An 18,728-nucleotide genomic window follows, 5' to 3' on the forward strand; every position below is an offset into this window, starting at 1 on the left:
TGAAGGCCCTTCTATCCTCGATGGGCCCTTGCCGCTCACAATTCACAGGTCGCGGCATGATCCGGTGCATCGCGCAGCCTGCAGACCGCCTCGATCAGCAGCTCGGCTGCCGTTTCCACTTCCGCGTCGCTGGTGAAGCGCCCCAACGACAGGCGCAGGGACTCGCCCGCTTCGATCGCGCCCAAACCCATGGCCAACAGAACCTTCGATGGCGTCGGAACCGCGGAACTACACGCCGACCCGCGCGAGAAGGCCAGTCGCGGCACGGCTTGTTGCAGCGCGGCCCCATCGACCCCGACGAAACGCAGGTTCAGGCAGCCGGGCAGGCCTGCCACCGGATCGCCGTTAATCTGGAACGCCACATCGGCGGCCCGCAAACGATGCAACAAGGCCTCGCGCTGTTTTTTCAGGAGCGCGGCCTCGCGCTCGCGCTCGTTTTCGGCCAAATCCAGCGCGGCGGCGAGCCCCACGATCGCCGGCACGTTCAGGGTCCCGGAACGAAAACCCCGTTCGTGCCCGCCACCGTGCATTTGGGAAACCAGCCGCACCCGAGGCCGCGACCGCCCCGCGTAAAGCGCGCCGATGCCCTTGGGCCCGTAGATTTTGTGTCCCGAAAAGGTGAGCAGATCGATGCCCGTTTCACCGACGTCCAGCGGCAACTTGCCGGCCGCCTGCGTGGCGTCACAATGGAAAAAGACGCCGGCATCGCGGGTGATGGCACCGATCGCGGCGACGTCGTGCACCACCCCGGTCTCGTTGTTGGCGTACATCAGGCTCACGGCCAGGGTGTCCGGCCGAATGGCGCGCCGCAATTCATCCGGATCGATGTGGCCCGACCGATCCGGTTCCAGCCAGGTGACTTCCGCGCCGCGCTCGACGAGATGGGCCAATACATCCAGAACCGCCGGATGTTCGGTCCTGCAGGAGACGAAATGGCGGGCCCGGTCGCGGTGTTGCTCGAACAATCCTTTCAAGGCCAAATTGTTGGCCTCCGTGGCGCCGCTGGTGAAGACCAGGCCCAGGGGCGACCCGCCGATCATGCGGGCCACCGCCTCGCGCGCACCATTCACCGCCTCCGCCGCCTCGCGTCCGTAATCGTGACCCCGCGAGGCCGGATTCCCGAAAACGCGGGTGAAGTAGGGCTGCATCACGGTGAAGACGCGCGGATCGAGCGGCGTGGTCGCCTGGTAATCCAGATAGATCGAGGGCGCCTGGGCGGTGTGCCCGAGCGGCGCCGCACGAGGCGCATCGGATGGTGAGGTTTGGTTGGGAACCATCAAGGCCTCCGGCCGTAGAGAGAAACGGTGTTGTATCGGTACGCGGAAATGGACGCCGTGGATTCGCGCGCATCGTACCCGCGCAGCAGAAGTGGCCCCAGCGTTCCGCACGGCCCATCATAAAACCCTTTCGATGCCTTTGCCGATACCCGACTCGCGATTGCCGAAGAGGCGATTTAGGTATAATGCCTGAAGCGTTTTCCTTTTCGCCACGTACATGGTCTTAATTCTGTCGTGTTTCCCTTGCCGGAGATCAAAGGTTTCCGCTTCTCCAGGCCGGCTTTAGATTCGAAAAATCCAAGGAACCCCGTCCATTTTGATGAGTACTTCCGCGTTTCTCAATTACAAGCGTTCGCGTTTCTCCACCCGACTCCCCATCGACTTTCGCTACACCCAGTCTCACTTTTGGCTGCAGGCCATGCCCGACGACGTCTACCGCATCGGTCTCACCAAATTCGCCACGCGCATGCTGGGCGACCTGGTGGAAACGGGTGTCGAGGTGGAACCGGATACCCCGGTCGAGGTCGGTCAGGTGATCGGCTGGGTGGAATGCCTGAAAGCGGCGTCCGACCTGTATTGCATGGCGCAGGGTCGTTTCGTTCGGGCCAATCCCGAACTCAATCAAAATCCGGACTGGTTGACCCGCGATCCCTACCGAAAAGGCTGGCTGTACGAGGTGGCGGGCGAACCGGAGCCGACCGCGCTGGATGCCGAGGGTTACGCGGCGTTTCTAAATCAAACCATCGACACCATGTTAGGAGGGGCTCCATGAGCGATTCCAATCCCGCTCGCTACATCATGATCGGCGGCTTTTTGGGGGCTGGCAAATCCACCAGCATCGCCCGACTCGCCGAACACCTGGACGCACAGGGTTTACGCGTGGGACTGATCACCAACGACCAGGGCAACCGGCTCGTGGACACCCTGAACCTCGCCAGCCGCGGGTTCCAGGTCGAAGAAATCCCCGGCGGCTGTTTCTGCTGCCGTTTCCATTCGTTGCTCGAGGCCGCCGAAAACCTGAGCGCCGAAACCCGACCCGACGTCTTTATCGCCGAACCGGTCGGCAGTTGTACCGATCTCATCGCTTCCGTGTCCTACCCGTTGCGCCGCATCTACGGCGATCGCTTCCGCATCGCGCCGCTCAGCGTGGTCGTCGACCCGCGTCGCGCCCGCCGCGTCCTGGGCCTTTCGGCCGAGCCCGGCTTCTCGCAAAAAGTTACCTACATCTACCTGAAACAACTGGAAGAGGCCTCGATCATCGTCATCAACAAAAACGACTTGATCGGGATCGCCGAGCGCGAAAGTCTGGCGGCGGCGCTGCGCGATCGTTTCCCGCGGGCGCGGATCATGGATGCCTCGGCCCGCACCGGCGAAGGCCTGCCGGAATGGTTCGCGGCCGTCACGGAAACCGAGCAGGACGGTGGTGAAGCCATGGAGCTCGACTATCAGATCTACGCCGAGGGCGAGGCCCTGTTGGGTTGGCTGAACGCCACGGTCCGCCTGTCCGCCACCTCGCTGGTCGACGGCGATCGTTTCCTTTCGGAACTGGCGCGAGCCGTCCAGGACAACCTCGCCGAACGCGGCGTGGAGATCGCCCACTTCAAAATGACCCTCGAACCCAACGACGGCAGCGGTGAGTTGGCCGTCCTGAGCCTGGTAGGCACCGAGTTCGAGCCGGAATTCACCCAAACCCTGTCGGATCCGCTCAGCGATGGAGAACTGATCGTCAACCTGCGCGCCGAGGGCGAACCGGCATGGCTGGAAGACTCGCTTCGCGCCGGCCTGGCCGCCTGCTCGGACAGCTTCGGCCGGCTGGAACTGGAACACCTGGAATCGTTCAAGCCGGGCGAACCCAAGCCGGTTTACCGCATGGCCAGTGCCGATGCGGTGGTGTGAAGGTGCCCGGCGTGAACGACTCGAACGACATGGCCGCGGAACCGATGCGGGCCGCCCAGGATCGCCTGGCGGGATTCGCTTACTTTGTGGGGAGGAATTGTGAACGGTCTCGATAATGGAAAACAGGTCGCCACCGCGACACGGGAAATCCCGCGCGTCCCCGTCGCGGGGAGCGCATCGTCCAAGGTGATCTTCTGCCATTGCGCCTACACCCGAATTCTCCCGAAGGACGTCAAGAATCGCGTTCTGGCCGGCCTGGAGGCCGGCGGTGCGGAAGTCGAGGAAGTCGAAGATCTCTGTCGCATGTCCGCACATCGCGACCCCAAACTCGGCGAGCTGGCCGCGCGCGACGACGTGAAGATCGCGGCCTGCTACCCCCGCGCCGTCAAGTGGCTGTTCCATGCCGCCGACACCCCTTTGGACGAAACGACCGCCACCATCGCGAACATGCGCGAAGACGAGGCCGCCGTCGTGCTGGAAGAGCTGCTCGACGAGCCGCCCCAAGACCTGCCCGACGAGGTGCCCGACCAGACCATGGCCACGACCGATACCTGGAAACCCTGGTTCCCGGTCATCGATTTCAACCGCTGCACCAACTGTATGCAGTGCCTCAGCTTCTGCCTCTTCGACGTTTACGGCGTGTCCGAAGACAAGAAGATCCAGGTTCGGAACCCCACCAAATGCAAAACCGATTGCCCCGCCTGCTCGCGCGTCTGCCCCGAGGCCGCGATCCTCTTCCCCAAGTACCGCGCTTCGCCGATCAACGGTGCCGAAGTCAGCGAAGAGGACCTGCGCCGCGAGAAGATGAAGGTCGATATCTCGTCGCTTTTGGGCGGGGACATCTATGGTCTGCTACGCGATCGATCGCAACGAGCCAAGTCGCGCTTCTCCAAGGAACGGGACGAGGACCGCGCACTCAAGGAGCGCAAGCGCTGCCTCAAGAAGCTCCAGAAGGCCCTCGACATCCCGGAAGAACTGATGAACGCCATGCCCAGCGGCGAGGCCATTCTGGCCAAAGCGCAACGGCTGAAGAAGGACGGCTGAATGGATCTCCGACGTCGTGACACGGGGAGGCCCCATCCCCTTCTCCGCGAACCGGTTGACCATAATCGCGTATACTCGACAAAAACCGTTTCCGAAATCGGGTCATCCGCGATCGCCGCTCACCCACCCACTTTTCCAACCACCCATGTTTCATCGCTGCCACCCGTTCCTTCGATAAAATCGACCGATTTATGTGGGGCGCATCGCGTTGATTCGTTTTTGAAGACAGACAGGACATACGAGAGGGAGTTACCCAATGGTCGCCACTGAGTTCAAAATGCCCAAGCTGATCACCGCCCGGCCCCAGCGGCCACCGGAAGCCGACATTCCGTCGACCTCCGAACAACGGCGTTTCATCAAGCAGTTGGTCCGGAACTTCGTGGAAGAGTTCCGACCCGTGCCGCCCATGCCGCTGGACGAATTGCGGGAACACGCCGACGTCCTGATCGAGCAGCACAAGCTCCCCACCGATTACCGCAACTTCATCGCGGTGCTCATCAACAACCAGGCCTGGGAAGAGGACCTGGCGCGCATCCCCTACAACCGACGCTTGCTGTTGCTGCCCAAGTGCTTGCGCACCGAGGCGGTCTGTCCCGCGCCCTTCGACGAATTCGGCTTGCTGTGCAAGCAATGCGGCCAATGTTCGCTGCAGGACCTTCAGGAAGAGGCCGAGCGCCTGGGTTACGCGGTCCTGATCGCCGAAGGTTCGGCCCTGGTCATGGCGATCATCGAGACCGGCAAGATCGACGCGATCGTCGGCGTGAGTTGCCTCTCGGTGCTGGAGCGAGCCTTCCCTTTCATGGAGGCGGCGGCCATTCCCGGCGTCGCGATCCCCCTGCTGCAGGGCGACTGCCTGGACACCAACGTGGACCTGGACTGGGTTTGGGATGTGGTCCATTTGACCAGTGAGGACACGTCACGCCGCCTCAACCTGGAGGCCTTGCGATCCGAGGTTCGCGGCTGGTTCGACGAAAAGGTGCTCGAAACCGTGATGGGCCCGGCCCAGGGCGAAACGGAGCAAATCGCCCGTCGGTGGATGTCCGCCCACGGCAAGCGCTGGCGTCCCTTTCTCGCGGCCTGCGCCTACAAGGCCATGCAGGCCGAGGACACACCGATTCCCGCCGAATTCATCAAGTTGGCGGTGGGCATCGAGTGCTTTCACAAGGCCTCGTTGATTCACGACGACATCGAGGACAAGGACGACACGCGTTACGGGGAAAAGACACTGCACGCGGTTTACGGCGAGGCGATGGCCATCAACGTGGGCGATTACCTGGTGGGCGAGGGCTACCGATTGATCGCCGAGTGCGGCGCAGCGCCGGTGGCCCTGGTGGAGATGTTGCGCGTGGCCGCCATCGGTCAGAAAGACCTGTGTATAGGTCAGGGCCGCGAGATGGAGTGGATGCGCCAACCGAGCCCGCTCAAACCCACCGAGGTCCTGGAAATCTTTTCGAAGAAGACGTCACCCGCCTTCGAGGTGGCGCTCAAGCTGGGCGCGGCCTATGCCGGTGCCGAGCCGGACATCGGCGAGGCGCTTTCTCGATTCAGCCGGGCCCTGGGCATCGCCTACCAGATTCGCGACGATCTCTCGGATGCCGAGGAGAGCGAGGACCCCGACGATGTCGCGGGCCTGCGTCCCTCGGTGCTGTTGGCGTTGGCCTACCAACGCGCCAAGGGCGAGGATCGCGCCTTCCTGGAACAGGTGTGGCGACGCACGCCTCCCGAGGGCGATTGGCCCACACGCGTGGGCGAGCTCTACGCCAAGTTGGAGGTTCGCGAACGGACCACCAACCTCTTCGAGAGTTTCAAGGAAGAGGCGATCCTCTCGCTCAAGGAATTGAAGAATCCCAGCTTGAAAGGCTTGCTGCGGCGGGTGCTCGGCAAGATTTTCAACGATGTGGAGATCAAGGAATGGTGTCGTGAGTTCGAGACTCGAAATGCTGCAGGTAGCCAGGCTCGCTCCCCCTTTACTGTCTGACGCCGCCGACCTGGTTCGCGACTTCATCCTCTCCAAACAGCATCCCGACGGCGGGTTCGTGGATCGCGGCGGTGACCGCGATCTCTACTATTCCGTGTTCGGCCTGGGTACGCTGTTGGCGTTACAGGCCGAGGTGGATCGAGACGGGTTGCGATCCTGGCTGTCGTCGTTCGGCACCGGCGAAACGTTGGACCTGATCCACGCGAGTGCCCTGATTCGAACCTGGGCGGGTCTCGGCGGTGCCCCCGCCGACCTTCGCGAGGGCCTGCTGGCCCGCGTGGAAGCCTGGCGCACGCCGGACGGCGGCTTCAACGAACGTCGCGATGCGAGCCACGGCAGTGCCTACGGGGCCTTCATGGCGCTCGGCGCTTACCAGGACCTCGATCGCGACATGGCCGACGTCCATCTCGTCATGGATTCGGTGCGGGCCCTCGCCACCGACGACGGCGGTTTCGCCAACGAACGCGACCTCCCCTGCGGTACCACACCCGCACTGGCCGCGGCCGAGTCGGTCCTGCGCGCCGGCGGGATCCTTCTCGCCCCCCAAAGCCGGGACTGGCTGCTGGCTCGCTTCGGGAACGGTGGCTTTTACGCGGTGCCCGGTGCGCCCATGCCCGATCTGCTGTCCACCGCGATCGCCCTGCACGCGCTGTCCGGCATGGGTGCCGATTTGGCGAAGTACCGCGAACCCTGCCTGGACTACATCGACAGTCTGTGGGTCAATACCGGTGGTTTCTACGGAAATTGGGGCGACGAAATTCTGGACTGCGAGTACACGTTCTACGGGATGCTGGCCCTGGGTCACCTTAATTTTTAGAAAGTGACAAATTGTGATAGATCACGAATTAATTTCCACTTGAAAACGCGATAATTCAAGCAATTGTCCTAGTTGCCGATTTCAAGATGGTGCGTTTACCCGAAAGAAAGTGAGGGAAATCCCTCCAGGGAGTTGATAATGGCTGGGAATGGACCACCGAAGACATTCAAATCTTCCGATTTCTACCAAACCCGCAAGGCCCTCACCGACAGCCTGCTCGGCTGGCGTGAGCTCGACGGATTCTGGGAAGGCGAACTGTCGACCAGCGCTTTGTCCACCGCGACCGCGGTTGTCGCCCTGCACCTCGTGGACCCCGAAAAGAATCGACCCATGGTGGTCGACGGTCTGCACTGGCTGGCACGCAACGCCAACGAGGACGGCGGATGGGGCGACACGGTTCGCAGCGATTCCAATGTCAGCACGACCGCCCTGGCCTGGGGCGCACTGGGTTTGATGGACGATCCGATCATCCATCCCGCGCTTACCCGCGCCGAAGCCTGGCTGGTTCGCGAAGCCGGAGGCGTCACTCCGGACCACATCACCAAAACCATTTTGAAACGCTACGGTAAAGATCGCACCTTCTCGATCCCAATTCTGACCATGCTCGCCCTGTGTGGCCGCCTGGGCACGGGCCGCGGCGCCTGGCGCCAGGTCACCCCGCTGCCGTTCGAATTGGCGGCACTCCCCCGCAAATGGTTTCAATTCATTCGGTTACCCGTCGTCAGCTACGCCCTTCCAGCCCTCATCGCCATCGGTCAAACCATTCAACATCACCGGCCGACGTTCAACCCGGTCACCGGCGTGGCGCGCTATCTGACCAAACAGAAAACCCTACAGCTACTCGAACAGATCCAGCCCGAGGACGGCGGCTTCCTCGAGGCGGTTCCCCTGACCGCCTTCGTGGTCATGTCGTTGGCGTCCATGGACCTCCGCGACCACCCCGTAGTCACCAAAGGCGTGGCCTTCCTGTGCCGCCTCGTCCGCCACGACGGCAGTTGGCCGATCGACACCCACCTGGCGACGTGGGTGACGACGCTGTCGGTCAACGCGCTCTCCCGCCAAGAAGGGGCCCTGGAAGACGAGGACAAGGCGCGATTGCTGGAGTGGCTGCTGAACCAACAGTATCGCGAAACCCATCCGTACACGGATGCCGAGCCGGGTGGCTGGGCCTGGACCCCGTTGCCAGGCGGCGTTCCGGACGCGGACGACACCAGTGGCGCGATCATCGCCCTGGCCAACCTGGAGCGCCACCCCGGCGAGGTGGCCGATGCCGCCAAGATGGGCCTGAAATGGCTGGCTCGGTTGCAGAACCTCGACGGCGGCCTGCCCACCTTCTGCCGCGGATGGGGCACCCTGCCCTTCGACCGCTCCTGCCCCGATATCACCGCCCACGCGCTCCAAGCCTTTTCGGTCTGGTTGAAACGCGGTTACGTGGGCGGTGAATGGGACGACTTCATCAAAAGGGCCCTGCTCTACCTGGAAAGCGCCCAACGCGAAGACGGCAGTTGGGTGCCGCTCTGGTTCGGCAACCAGGCCGAGCGGCAGAACGAGAATCCGGTCTACGGCACGGCGCGGGTGTTGGTCGGCCTCCAGGCCTTGCGCGAGATCGACGGCGACGACGAAGTCCTTCAAACGATGATCCTGCGCGGGCGCGCCTGGCTGCGGGCCCAGGCCAACAGCGACGGCGGCTTCGGCGGCAGAAAGGGTTTGCCGTCGACCATCGAGGAGACCGCCCTGGCGACCGAGGCCCTGGCCTCGGGTCTACCCGAAAAGCCGATCGATCACTCGCTGGTCCAGCAGGAGTGGCGCTGCGTCAGCGACGCCATCACCTTCCTGATGGGTCGCGTTCGCGCCAAGGGCGAATTGGAAGCGGCACCGATCGGGTTCTACTTCGCGAATCTCTGGTACTTCGAACGGCTGTATCCGCTGGTCTTCGCGACCGGCGCCTTCACGGCGGTATCGGCCAAGAAGGCGTGGTTCGTGCCCAACGCCCCGGGTCGGGTCTCGATTCCGGCCTGATCGGCAACGCCTCATCACGGCAGGTCCGGCTTGGCCGGCCCTGCCTACCGGGCCTTCCACAATCCCAAGCGATCATGTGGCAAACACACCCATCTCTATAGTCGAGCCTCTGTTGAAACAAAGTTGCTCGGAGTCCCCGACCGCCGAGAGATTCGTCGTGCCAGGTAGGTTCAGCCGCCGGCTGAACTAGTCGAAGTAATCCAGGCGAGGAGTTCCAACCTAAGTTAATGTGCGGCGGGCACGGCCGGTATGGCACGGCCGGTATGGCACGGCCGGTAAGGCCGGCGCACCTACCGGGCCATACCGGCCGTGCACCACGCCCCTCTCGTGAATGCGGGAGCCCCTAACGATTCGCTTCGATTAGCTTCTGACCTGAAACCCGGGCCCCCCACCTGGGCGGCGACCCTGTTGAAACGAAGTTGCTCGGAGTCCCCGACCGCCGAGAGATTCGTCGTGCCCGGTAGGTTGGCCGGCCCGGCCGACATTTCGGAGCGATCCACGCATCGCAAGATCGAGAGGTAAAAGAGCGGAGCGCATAAGTCGATCCTCTAGATTCCTCGATAGCCGATTTCGATCTGGACAGGATCGCTTCGATGACGCGTGGCGAGGGAAAGTATCGGCTTCGCTCTTTGGCGCAAATCTCTTCCGTTACACATGTCGCTTCGACGCGTCGGCCCAGCGGGCCAACCTACAGATTCGATCCTCCCCTCAAGATGCGGGGACATTGAACTTTGCGACTTCGATGGCGGGCCGCGAGGGAAGATATCGGCTTCGCTCTTTAGCGAATCGATTGTTTTTGATTGGGTCGCATCGAGTCGTCGGCCCAGCACCCTAGGCGGGCAGGGCCGGTAAGGCCGGGCACCTACCGCAACGACGCCCCGCTCACAAATGCGGAAACGCCCTCGCAATCCACTTCGATTCGTTACCCACCTGGGCCCCAGTGGCCGGTGTGCCGGTGGTCCGGCAATCCGGTCCCCGGGGTTGAGCGGCGCCTCAGTGGTTCGCGACATTGCGCTCATCTAATCAAGGCTGTTCTCTTCCTGGCCCTCACCCCTTTTCGGGCCCGGGGACAATTCCCGATTCACGCGTCGCTGAAGCTCTTCCAACTGCTGCCAAGGGGGACGTTCGTGGTGCATGGCGCGAAGGAGATGGGTTTCGATGATTCGGCTCAGGTCTTGCCAACGTGCGTGTCGTGGTCGCGGCTTGGCGTTCTGTAACGCTTCTCTCCAGATAGCGAAATGAGGCTGGTCTGCCAACGAATCCCCTGTTTCCAGAATGGAGGTCCGCGTGGGAAGCATTCCTTGTTCCACACTGAGTGTCATCCCTTCCGGTCCCGTGGCCCAAATCAAGAAATCGAAGGCGGCCTCCCTTTGATCCAGTTCACCTTGTTGTGGTAGGGCGAGTAGGGAAGATGCAATGAGTGACGTGGTCGATGCACCGGAAATCAGGCCGATATCGATCTCCTGAACGAGTTCTTGCCCATTCAAGCCACATTGCGCCACCATCGACCGCCAAAGCGATGCCCAGTGAACGACGGCCTCGAAGCGATGATTCACCAGCCCACAACCCAATTGGGTTTCGGTATTCAATCCAGTGAGAAGGGGGGCCCGATCTTGAAGGAACACCTGAGTTTTCAATGCCTCCAGCGCTTTGACCGTGAAGAAGTTCAGCGGGTGTTCCGCCCGACCCCTGACCAAGGGCCCATCCTGGCACCACAGCAGGGTGAGAAAGTGGTCGACCATGGGACTTCCATGGGAGAAATGGGCACCATAGCCGTAGGTTCCCAGCTCGCGAGGTTTGTCGGTGCGCATGTGATTTAGGTGTTGTTCAAGTGTCACTGGTGTTTGGGTGGTTTTTCGCGTGAACAGCACCATCACGTCCCCCGTTAAGGGGAGCGCAAACAGGGAGCCGTCGCGCTCGGGCCAACGACAGAGATCCAAAAGCTCGGGCAGGAAGTCACGGCCCAGTTCTCGATCAGTTCCGAGTCGACCAGCGATTCCTCGTTCGTGTATGAGGGCCGACACGTTCTGTAAGTGGCCCTGAGCGACGTGATAGGGCAACCAAACATCGTCGATCAGCACGAGGTGAAATCCATGGTCCGGGCGACGAAGGCGCCAGTTCAATTGCTCGGGAAAGGTGAAGGATTTCAAGTGAATGCGTACTCGATCCTGCTTGGTATGGTAACGCGCGACCAGTGTTTCCAGGACTTCCGTTGCGGGGCCCTTAATGGATGCGAGCCGGAGGCTGAGGGTCCGGGATTGATCCGATTCCCGATGCGTCGCATTTCGTAGGGAAGGTTCCGAGGCGGGGGAGATGGGCGACCTGGGGGAGGCCTCCGAATCGGCACGCAAACCCAGCTTTCGCGACGGATCGATGCCTTCTCGGTCCAAAGCGGACCCGGTCACATCCGCACCCCAAAAAAAAGTGCCTTCCAATCGGGCGTTACTGAAGTTGGATTCGGCCAATACAGAACGAGATAAATTTGCCTCGGTAAAAATGGCACCGGTGAGGTCGGAGCGAACGATGTCCGCGTCATGAAGGTCGGTACCCTCGAAAACAGCCCGGTGCAAGTGGGCGTGAAACATGGTGATGTGCCCCATGTCGGCACCGGAGAAGTCAGGGGCGGCAGATTCCAACTCGCTGGGGAACCCCACCCAATTCAAAACGGCCTGGTACATCTTGGCCCCGACGAAGCGCGTTCCAATTAGCGTTGCATGGGTAAAATCCGCATAGGAGAGTTCGGCGCCATCAAACTGGGCCTGCGTGAGGTTCGCTCCCAAGAAGTTGGCGCTTTCGAGTCGGCTTCCAATCAGACGCGCTCCTGTGAGATCGGCGCCGGAGAAGTCCACCCGATCAAAGACACCACCATTCAGGTTGGCTCCGTTTAGGACGGCACGCTGAAATCGGGCTCCGGAATAGTCAAAGGGTGGCAAGGTCACATTGGCCAGGTAGGCTCTTTCTAAATGAATGGGCGTCCTGTTCAGCCGAGCGAGTGTGACCGAGAGGTAAACCAAGGCGATTTGCCTTTCAGTCAGCGCCGCAGGTGAGGGAGAAGACTCGCTTGCGCCTGTACCTGCATCGGCTGGCAAAAGACGACCACGAAGCGTCTGGATTTCACGTTCGACACCGTCGTGAATGGCCTCGAGGTAATGGATCATGTCCGGACTGGGATAATGATCGTAGGCGGCTTGAAGGAGTTCCTGGAGAACCTGCAACACGCTTGAATCCGTTTCGACGCGGAATTGGTTGGCGGCGAAGCGCCACACCTGAAGGGCCCTGTCTTCGCGTTCCAAGAAGGCCATCATACTTTCGGCAGCGCTCACGCGCTTTTTGGGATCGTCCTGACTGAATTGTTCCATGAGGCCGCTCAGCACCTGACGACGCTGGTCTTCGTGCGTTTGACGGGCCTGGTCCAAATAGGTATAGGCCGACCAGAAAGTGCCGACCACCGCCAGGAGTAGCGTGATATGGGAGGTCCATTTGTTGGCCCGCTCCCATCGCAGCCCACGTAATTCTTCAACCTGCTTCAACCGCTCCAGATCGGAGATAGGGAGCTCGCTTAGCTGCTTCTCTTTCATGGGGTCGACTTCCTGCACGACATGTTCATATTCTAAATTTTCATGATATTTAATTTTTCAATGCGAGTAGAATTTAAACGAATATTCTGTTTTTGAATAATTCATGAGGCAAAATGAATCATCGCGAGCGATTCACAGTTTGCTGCCGGCAAACAATGCATCAGACATGAAAATTTGTCACGTTTGAGATGCTCGCCTACTGAACCAATCTCGGAAAAATTCACAATAAAGAAAATTCGAATCTTCAGGTGTTCTCGCGGATGCCACACGAGCGAAAGACAAGGGCAGTTGAATCTTTTTGCCATCTTAAGTCTGCCCAAAGGTGTACGTCAATCAAGAAAATTCATTTTTTTCATTTTGAAAAATTTCTAATTTCACTTATTAATATATTATCTACAACGTGATAACATCTCATTTATCAATGGGCAAATTATCATGCAAACATCTATAAAAAAACATCTTATTCACAAATCATCAATGATTCCGAAAGCGCTCGTCCAGCGAAACCAGATTGAATCGACTTCAGAATGGATCGAAGAATTCTGAAAATTTTGCTTCGAGAAATTTTCTCTCAAACAAGTTGACAGTGTAAAAATACATGCTAGGATAACCACAATTTTTCCACACTTCGTATCGAGCCTCGAGCATTTCAGTCAAACCAGTTTTTGACTCAGCACATAATCTCGCCCTTTTCAGCATTACCCTGCGAAAATATTCCAACTTTCCTGCGAGATTAAATATATCCATGTCTTTATTTATATTTCGCATGTTCATGCTTTATCGTGAAACAGATCTATTTCAGAAAAACGATCAAGTCCTCTCTCTGATCCAACGAATCGATGAAAGGAGATGCCCATGCCCCCAATAGAAACTGAGGTTGAAATGGAAACCCGGGAAGGACGTCAAAGCGAAGAAGACGTCATGGAAGAAGTCGATGACCTAAGCGATTTCACGATTTCAACGCTCTCGGAATCCACGAGTTCTTTCATGGCTGAGGAGGGTCCTCGGTTGACCCATGCGACCGACGCGGCTCAGCAAAACCTGGACAACCAGATTGGCCTATCCCATTTAGATCGACCAGCTTATCGATTGGAAGTCCCTCAATACGAACCCATGACCGCGCTGCATTCGGATGCGGTTGAAATGAACGACAATATCCTAGGGGGAAATCGCAAGGGACGCATTTGGACACGAACCAAGTTTTGGGCGATCTTGGCCCCTACAGCAACCGCGGTTTCAAGTGCGATCATCGCGCTTGTCACCTACCTGGAAACGAAGAACTATTACGAACACCAAAAAAAGAAAAACCCCAGCGCGCCACCCAAACCCGTGCCCAATCCGGACCACCTCACCGTGGACCAAATGGCTTCTCTCGACAAGCTGGCCAAATCGTTTAACGAAGACCGCGACGAGACCGAATTTTGGTCTGTCATCAGGCACTGGGTGGAAAGCTCTTCACCTTCGATCGAAGGTCAATTTTATATGATGACCAGCATTCAAGACGTCGCCACGATGACCGATTGGCCAGAGGACAACCCGGGACAGACCACGGTGGGGGACCAAATCAACAGCCTGGTGGAGCAACTGATCACCGAAGCTTCCGACCAGGGTCGCATCGGTCCCATCTACGACAAGGTGGCCACCTTCCCATCGATCACCGATAAAGACGGCTCGAGCTTCGCGTTGACGCGCTACCTGCGTGCGGGTCTTTGCAAGTTGGCGCTGCCGCAAATCGCAAAGCTGAAGGCCTGAATCGGACAGGAAACCCATGATTATCCGGCCGTCCGACGCCCGTTCTCCCATCCCGCGAGGACGGCCTACCCGGTTTCCGTTCGCATGTTCCCCGTGGCGACACCTGTCCTCGGCACGGACTAGAACGCAATTCAGCACGACAGAAAGGATGTTGTATCATGACAGATAAAACGACATATGTGATCGATTCCTCGCTGCAAACAGCCGCCTTTCTCGGGGCCGGTTTTGGGCCGGCGGGCATGATTTTCATCAGTGCACCCGCCCTGGCGCTCGAGATGATTTTCAAGCTCACCGATGGAACGCCCAAGCCATTGAGCATTCCGGAAGTCCTGAATCAGGAACTGACGGCCAGATTCACCGAGGCGGCGGGTATCGATGCGATTACCTCGATCAACAATGTGTTCCAGTGGTTTTACACCGCACACAATGAAGACTGGGATTTTGACGAACCAAATGCCAACCAACAGGAACAATACGATTCGTTCGAGCGCACTTTGACAGCGGAACTGACACCGGACAGCTCACTTCAACACAATGTGTTGAAATTGAAAAATCCGCCCTATCATTTGACCACGCTCCCGGTGTATTTACTGGGCGGTTCCCTGTGGCTCACACTCCGAATGACCGATATCATGATGCACAGCGTGAACATCGATCCCGTGACCTATTGGAATTTTCCGCAATTGCTCAGCGATTACCGCAACCTGTTGGGTTTGAGAGAAGGACCTGTCGAAGAACAAACACCAGATACCTATACCTTCGGCGCCCACAAGACCATGCTGGATATACAGGCTGAAATCGATAAGCGCCTCGGGAAGATTACAGAGATCAGTCGAGAAGGAGATTCTTGGGTCTTTTATGATCAGGGAACGCCAGGGAAGGCCACCCCATTTCCCTACGAAAAGGAAATTCAAGCAAAATCTGCTAAAGATGCCTATTCGAAAGATGTAAAAACGCAACAGATCGATCAGTACTTTGGAAGTTCACATGGGTATATAAGCGCCGTCAAGACCATTGAAAAATGGCAGGATACCTACGAGAAATATTTAGAATACTATAACGAAGCACACGAGTGATTGAATCATGAGCTCGTAAGGATCGGCGGTCGCAAGAGAGCCGCTCCACAAAGGGAAACGACGTCTCGATCGAGATCCGTTTCAAAGGGTGAGACGCCACTTCAGCGGCTCACCCTTTTTCATGTTGGGTCGCCACTTTGAGAGAGAGCGGGCCCCCGTGAGCTTCGACTGGCCAACCCTGCCACTCAAAGGATGCCCGCCCCTTTTGAACACACTTAACTGGATTGATCCTTGATTTCGGCGATCGCATATTCGAGGACTTCGCCAGCCCAGTAACGCGGCAAGGGTTCAATACTACCTGCCGTATTCGTGGTTCCCACCAGTCGGTAGCCCTGCTCGAAGCAAAAGCCACCTACCTGAGAGGACGTGGTGAGATCGCTCGGAACCTGGGTCAACAATTCATCGGACCACATGAGCGTGTCCAAATCTGAGACTTGTCCCTGTGCGTAATCCCCACTGGTTGGTACATCGGAAATCGTCTTGACGAAACCGGCAATCAGTTCCTGTTCCGCATACGAAGGTTTGTTTGTTCGAATATAGTTTGCAATTCTCGGCCAAAATATATTGTCGGGTTCATTTTTCACAGCTTCGATCAATTGCTCGACACGATCAGCATCTTCTTGAGTGAATCCACTCGGGGTCGGAAGGTACTTATTTTTTCTCCGGATAATATACATGACGATTGCCGTGATGCCGGATCCAAGCAGACCCATCGTCACAAGAGCCGCGGTCTTTTTACTCATCCAACGCTTTTTCCTACCTGGCTCCTTGCGCAGGTCATTGACCTTTTTTCTTCTTTCGGTAACACGTTCGTCACCAGTGGGTTCGGCTTCCGTTTGTGTTTCTATCGTTTTCGAGTCGTAAATCATCTCCTGAAGATGAATATCCGAACTTTGTTCAATTGCACTGACCTGTTCAGACATTTGGGTGACCTCGGGCCCAATTTCTTCCATGATGTCTGGCGCGCGTTCCTCCATATAACGCTGATACTCTTCTTCGGAGAAATCTCTGCCTTCCTCTTCGTTTCGATACTCCTCTTCCGGACGACGGACATCGTCGCTGAATCGTGCTTCCACGGGCTCAATGGCCATTGAACTCTCCTTTGTCTCAATATGGTTGAGCGTAGTCATGTTTCGAGTGAAGGGCACATCAATCATAATAATGAAGAATTGAGATCTCAACTTATTTCCACAATTACAGAAAGGTTAATTCTGCAACACATTCATCTTCACTCAATAAAGTAACAATCCATAAAATCTCAATCTGTCCCTTTGTGGAACAACCGCAATCTAAAAATTCGGACGACTCTCAAAGGAAGATTACCAAAACGCAGAACTCCAGGTCCGAGATGCACGAGGCAGAGCCGCATAAAGAGCAATCCAATCACGAGTTCGGCAATGACGCCGCATGACAACGTGAAATTAAAATCCGGAACCAAACCAAGATTCTTAACTCATATTCATAAACGGTGGCTCGAGTAGACTCCATCTATCATCACCTGCATGGTCACGATCAACGCCAACAACAAAACGCCAGACAGACGAACCAGCTCCCCCCATACAAATTCAAAACACTAAAAAAACTCAATATTTCCATAATGAAAATCAAAAAATATTAGATATTCAGCTTGTTTTTTCAAATTCTTATGTTACGCTCTCAGCATCTACTCCCGATACTCTAAAACTATGTCTTGTTTCGATCGACGAACCAATCGCCGTTCGATTCATCCTGCTGATGCTGCAATGTCTCACACAGTAGGATTGAGGAGGATTCATGTCTTACACCTGCCCCGAGGCCTTTATTGATTTGTACCATGTCTACACAGGATCCCATGACGGAAGCGACACTATTGGAAACTTGCTGTCAGGCAGCTTTAAAAACCAAAACGAAACAGGTCCGCTCATATTGATCAACAATACACACGTCATGATTTACAACGCACAAAACAAATTAATTGCAGCTTGTGATTATCGAGCCGGAACATCCAATGGTTTTTTCGAATTGACTTCCATTTCTCACGTGGGGCCTGCGCTGATGTCCCTCGCCCTCTTGCGCGAACGCACGCCGAGCATGGATCTCAGTGTCTACTTGAATCGACTGGAAACCTGCCTCCGTCAAGTCCGCGAACTGAATCGCATCCCACTCGGCAACCAAGACCATTGGCTAGAGCGGCTCCAGGAGAATACAGCCGCTTGGGCACCCTGGATCGGCGACATCCGAAAGATGATCGACCACGCCTGTAGAATCGCCATCGCCTACATCGAAAGCGTGACGGCAGCCCAAAACCCCGTCCCCCTCGATAAACACACGCTTCAATCGGCACTCTTCGAGGATGGCGAGGCGACAGGTGGTATCGGCTACAATCAGGTCATGGTGGCGACCTTTGTACTGGATGCGCTCACCGGCGCCTACTCGGCCTATGAACAGGCGTTGAAAAAACTTACGGCGACAGATTGGCAGCGAGCAAGGGTGATCCTTCAAACCTTTGCGGGTGAAAATAACGAGATCTTCTACAAGCAGGACGGAACCCTGGATCCCAAAGCCAAATCCGACCTGGGATTCGGTTCGACGCACTACGCATTCGGCAATTTCACGGGCGGCCTGGACGCAACCTCCAACTGGTGGGTGCCCTTGCTGAAAGGTGTTTCAGGAAAACGGGAAGGTGATTCCGGTAGCGAGTTCAACCTCGGCGATGACCGCATTTTTATCGTGCCCTACGCCAACATGTTGGATACCAGCAAGCAGGTGCCCGCAAGCCTCACGCCCTTTGACTGGGAGTATTACAGCGAGGTGGTTTGGAACGGTCTGTATTTGCGCAGTCAAGTGGCCAACCAAGTCATGGGCTACATTGCGTTCCCCGAGGCATGCAAGGTCGTGAAACAGGGCTTTGCCCCCGATGGCGAAACCATCGTGGAAAACGGCCTCTGGCCAGGCGATTGGGGTATGGATTCGGTGGACGACTTCATGATGCGCATCAAGAAATCCTTTGGCGATGTGCGTCAGTTGCTGTCCAATTCGGTGGGATTTTGGGCTGGTGCCGCCTTCGCGGCCCAGGGGTTCAAAACAGAGGGCATGACGATACCCGGCCTCACCGGGGTCCCTTATCCCGAGGTATGACGAGATGAAACAACGAGCAAGGGTATTGCACACTATCGTTCAGTAGAAAACCCGTCATTTTCATATATGGATAAGTGTCCCTTCCAATCATATTCACACCCCAAAAGCATCACTCCCGTCAGTGAGCATGGTGGGGTGATGCACCAAATACCTTTGTGTGGCTAAAGCGAAGCA

General features: G+C 57.4%; 12 protein-coding genes. 9 read left to right on the forward strand and 3 right to left on the reverse strand.

The annotated features are described in order from the left end of the window. Positions 1–35: 35 nt before the first annotated feature. Positions 36–1,277 carry a cysteine desulfurase family protein gene (locus tag J3U87_RS08270; protein ID WP_237382567.1) on the reverse strand — a complete coding sequence of 414 codons (1,242 nt, stop codon included), beginning with the start codon at positions 1,275–1,277 and terminating at the stop codon, positions 36–38. Between the two features lie 319 nt (positions 1,278–1,596). On the opposite strand from J3U87_RS08270, the gene J3U87_RS08275 reads away from it, so the two are divergent. From J3U87_RS08275 to J3U87_RS08300, 6 genes are all read left to right on the forward strand, one after another. Then, positions 1,597–2,049, forward strand: a complete 453-nt coding sequence (locus J3U87_RS08275; protein ID WP_237382568.1) for a glycine cleavage system protein H — start codon at positions 1,597–1,599, stop codon at positions 2,047–2,049. Beyond that, a complete protein-coding gene (locus J3U87_RS08280; protein WP_237382569.1) occupies positions 2,046–3,173 on the forward strand; it encodes a GTP-binding protein in 1,128 nt (375 codons plus the stop codon). Before J3U87_RS08275 ends, J3U87_RS08280 begins: the two co-directional genes overlap by 4 nt. 99 nt (positions 3,174–3,272) lie before the next feature. Beyond that, positions 3,273–4,217 carry a 4Fe-4S dicluster domain-containing protein gene (locus tag J3U87_RS08285; protein WP_237382570.1) on the forward strand — a complete coding sequence of 315 codons (945 nt, stop codon included), beginning with the start codon at positions 3,273–3,275 and terminating at the stop codon, positions 4,215–4,217. A 256-nt stretch (positions 4,218–4,473) separates the two neighbouring features. Next, positions 4,474–6,195, forward strand: coding sequence for a polyprenyl synthetase family protein (locus J3U87_RS08290; protein ID WP_237382571.1), 1,722 nt, complete (start codon positions 4,474–4,476; stop codon positions 6,193–6,195). Next, positions 6,137–7,012, forward strand: coding sequence for a prenyltransferase/squalene oxidase repeat-containing protein (locus J3U87_RS08295; protein WP_237382572.1), 876 nt, complete (start codon positions 6,137–6,139; stop codon positions 7,010–7,012). The genes J3U87_RS08290 and J3U87_RS08295 overlap by 59 nt, the downstream gene beginning before the upstream one ends. 138 nt (positions 7,013–7,150) lie before the next feature. After that, a complete protein-coding gene (locus J3U87_RS08300; protein WP_237382573.1) occupies positions 7,151–9,031 on the forward strand; it encodes a prenyltransferase/squalene oxidase repeat-containing protein in 1,881 nt (626 codons plus the stop codon). 1,019 nt (positions 9,032–10,050) lie between these two features. Here the strand turns inward: J3U87_RS08300 and J3U87_RS08305 are convergent. Beyond that, positions 10,051–12,609: a pentapeptide repeat-containing protein gene (locus tag J3U87_RS08305; RefSeq protein ID WP_237382574.1), complete on the reverse strand. Its 2,559-nt coding sequence runs from the start codon at positions 12,607–12,609 to the stop codon at positions 10,051–10,053. Positions 12,610–13,617: 1,008 nt separating this feature from the next. Here J3U87_RS08305 and J3U87_RS08310 point away from each other — a divergent pair. Beyond that, the gene (locus J3U87_RS08310) at positions 13,618–14,361 is read left to right on the forward strand and encodes a hypothetical protein (RefSeq protein ID WP_237382575.1); all 744 of its coding nucleotides are present in this window, start codon (positions 13,618–13,620) and stop codon (positions 14,359–14,361) included. 158 nt (positions 14,362–14,519) lie between these two features. Further along, a complete protein-coding gene (locus J3U87_RS08315) occupies positions 14,520–15,437 on the forward strand; it encodes a hypothetical protein (RefSeq protein ID WP_237382576.1) in 918 nt (305 codons plus the stop codon). Positions 15,438–15,652: 215 nt separating this feature from the next. Here the strand turns inward: J3U87_RS08315 and J3U87_RS08320 are convergent, their stop codons facing one another. Next, entirely contained in the window at positions 15,653–16,528 is an 876-nt protein-coding gene (locus tag J3U87_RS08320) for a hypothetical protein (RefSeq protein WP_237382577.1), read from the reverse strand. Positions 16,529–17,363: 835 nt separating this feature from the next. On the opposite strand from J3U87_RS08320, the gene J3U87_RS08325 reads away from it, so the two are divergent. Next, positions 17,364–18,554, forward strand: a complete 1,191-nt coding sequence (locus tag J3U87_RS08325; RefSeq protein ID WP_272932473.1) for a DUF5624 domain-containing protein — start codon at positions 17,364–17,366, stop codon at positions 18,552–18,554. The last annotated feature ends 174 nt before the right edge of the window (positions 18,555–18,728 follow it).

The sequence above is a fragment of the Sulfidibacter corallicola genome, from assembly GCF_017498545.1.
In the GTDB taxonomy this organism is placed as follows: domain Bacteria; phylum Acidobacteriota; class Holophagae; order Acanthopleuribacterales; family Acanthopleuribacteraceae; genus Sulfidibacter; species Sulfidibacter corallicola.

Coding starts and splice junctions, on each gene's coding strand:
- J3U87_RS08325 (WP_272932473.1), top strand. CDS start 17,364: ATGATTTACAACGCACAAAACAAATTAATTGCAGCTTGTGATTATCGA.
- J3U87_RS08320 (WP_237382577.1), bottom strand. CDS start 16,528: ATGGCCATTGAGCCCGTGGAAGCACGATTCAGCGACGATGTCCGTCGT.
- J3U87_RS08280 (WP_237382569.1), top strand. CDS start 2,046: ATGAGCGATTCCAATCCCGCTCGCTACATCATGATCGGCGGCTTTTTG.
- J3U87_RS08290 (WP_237382571.1), top strand. CDS start 4,474: ATGGTCGCCACTGAGTTCAAAATGCCCAAGCTGATCACCGCCCGGCCC.
- J3U87_RS08270 (WP_237382567.1), bottom strand. CDS start 1,277: ATGGTTCCCAACCAAACCTCACCATCCGATGCGCCTCGTGCGGCGCCG.
- J3U87_RS08300 (WP_237382573.1), top strand. CDS start 7,151: ATGGCTGGGAATGGACCACCGAAGACATTCAAATCTTCCGATTTCTAC.
- J3U87_RS08315 (WP_237382576.1), top strand. CDS start 14,520: ATGACAGATAAAACGACATATGTGATCGATTCCTCGCTGCAAACAGCC.
- J3U87_RS08275 (WP_237382568.1), top strand. CDS start 1,597: ATGAGTACTTCCGCGTTTCTCAATTACAAGCGTTCGCGTTTCTCCACC.
- J3U87_RS08305 (WP_237382574.1), bottom strand. CDS start 12,609: ATGAAAGAGAAGCAGCTAAGCGAGCTCCCTATCTCCGATCTGGAGCGG.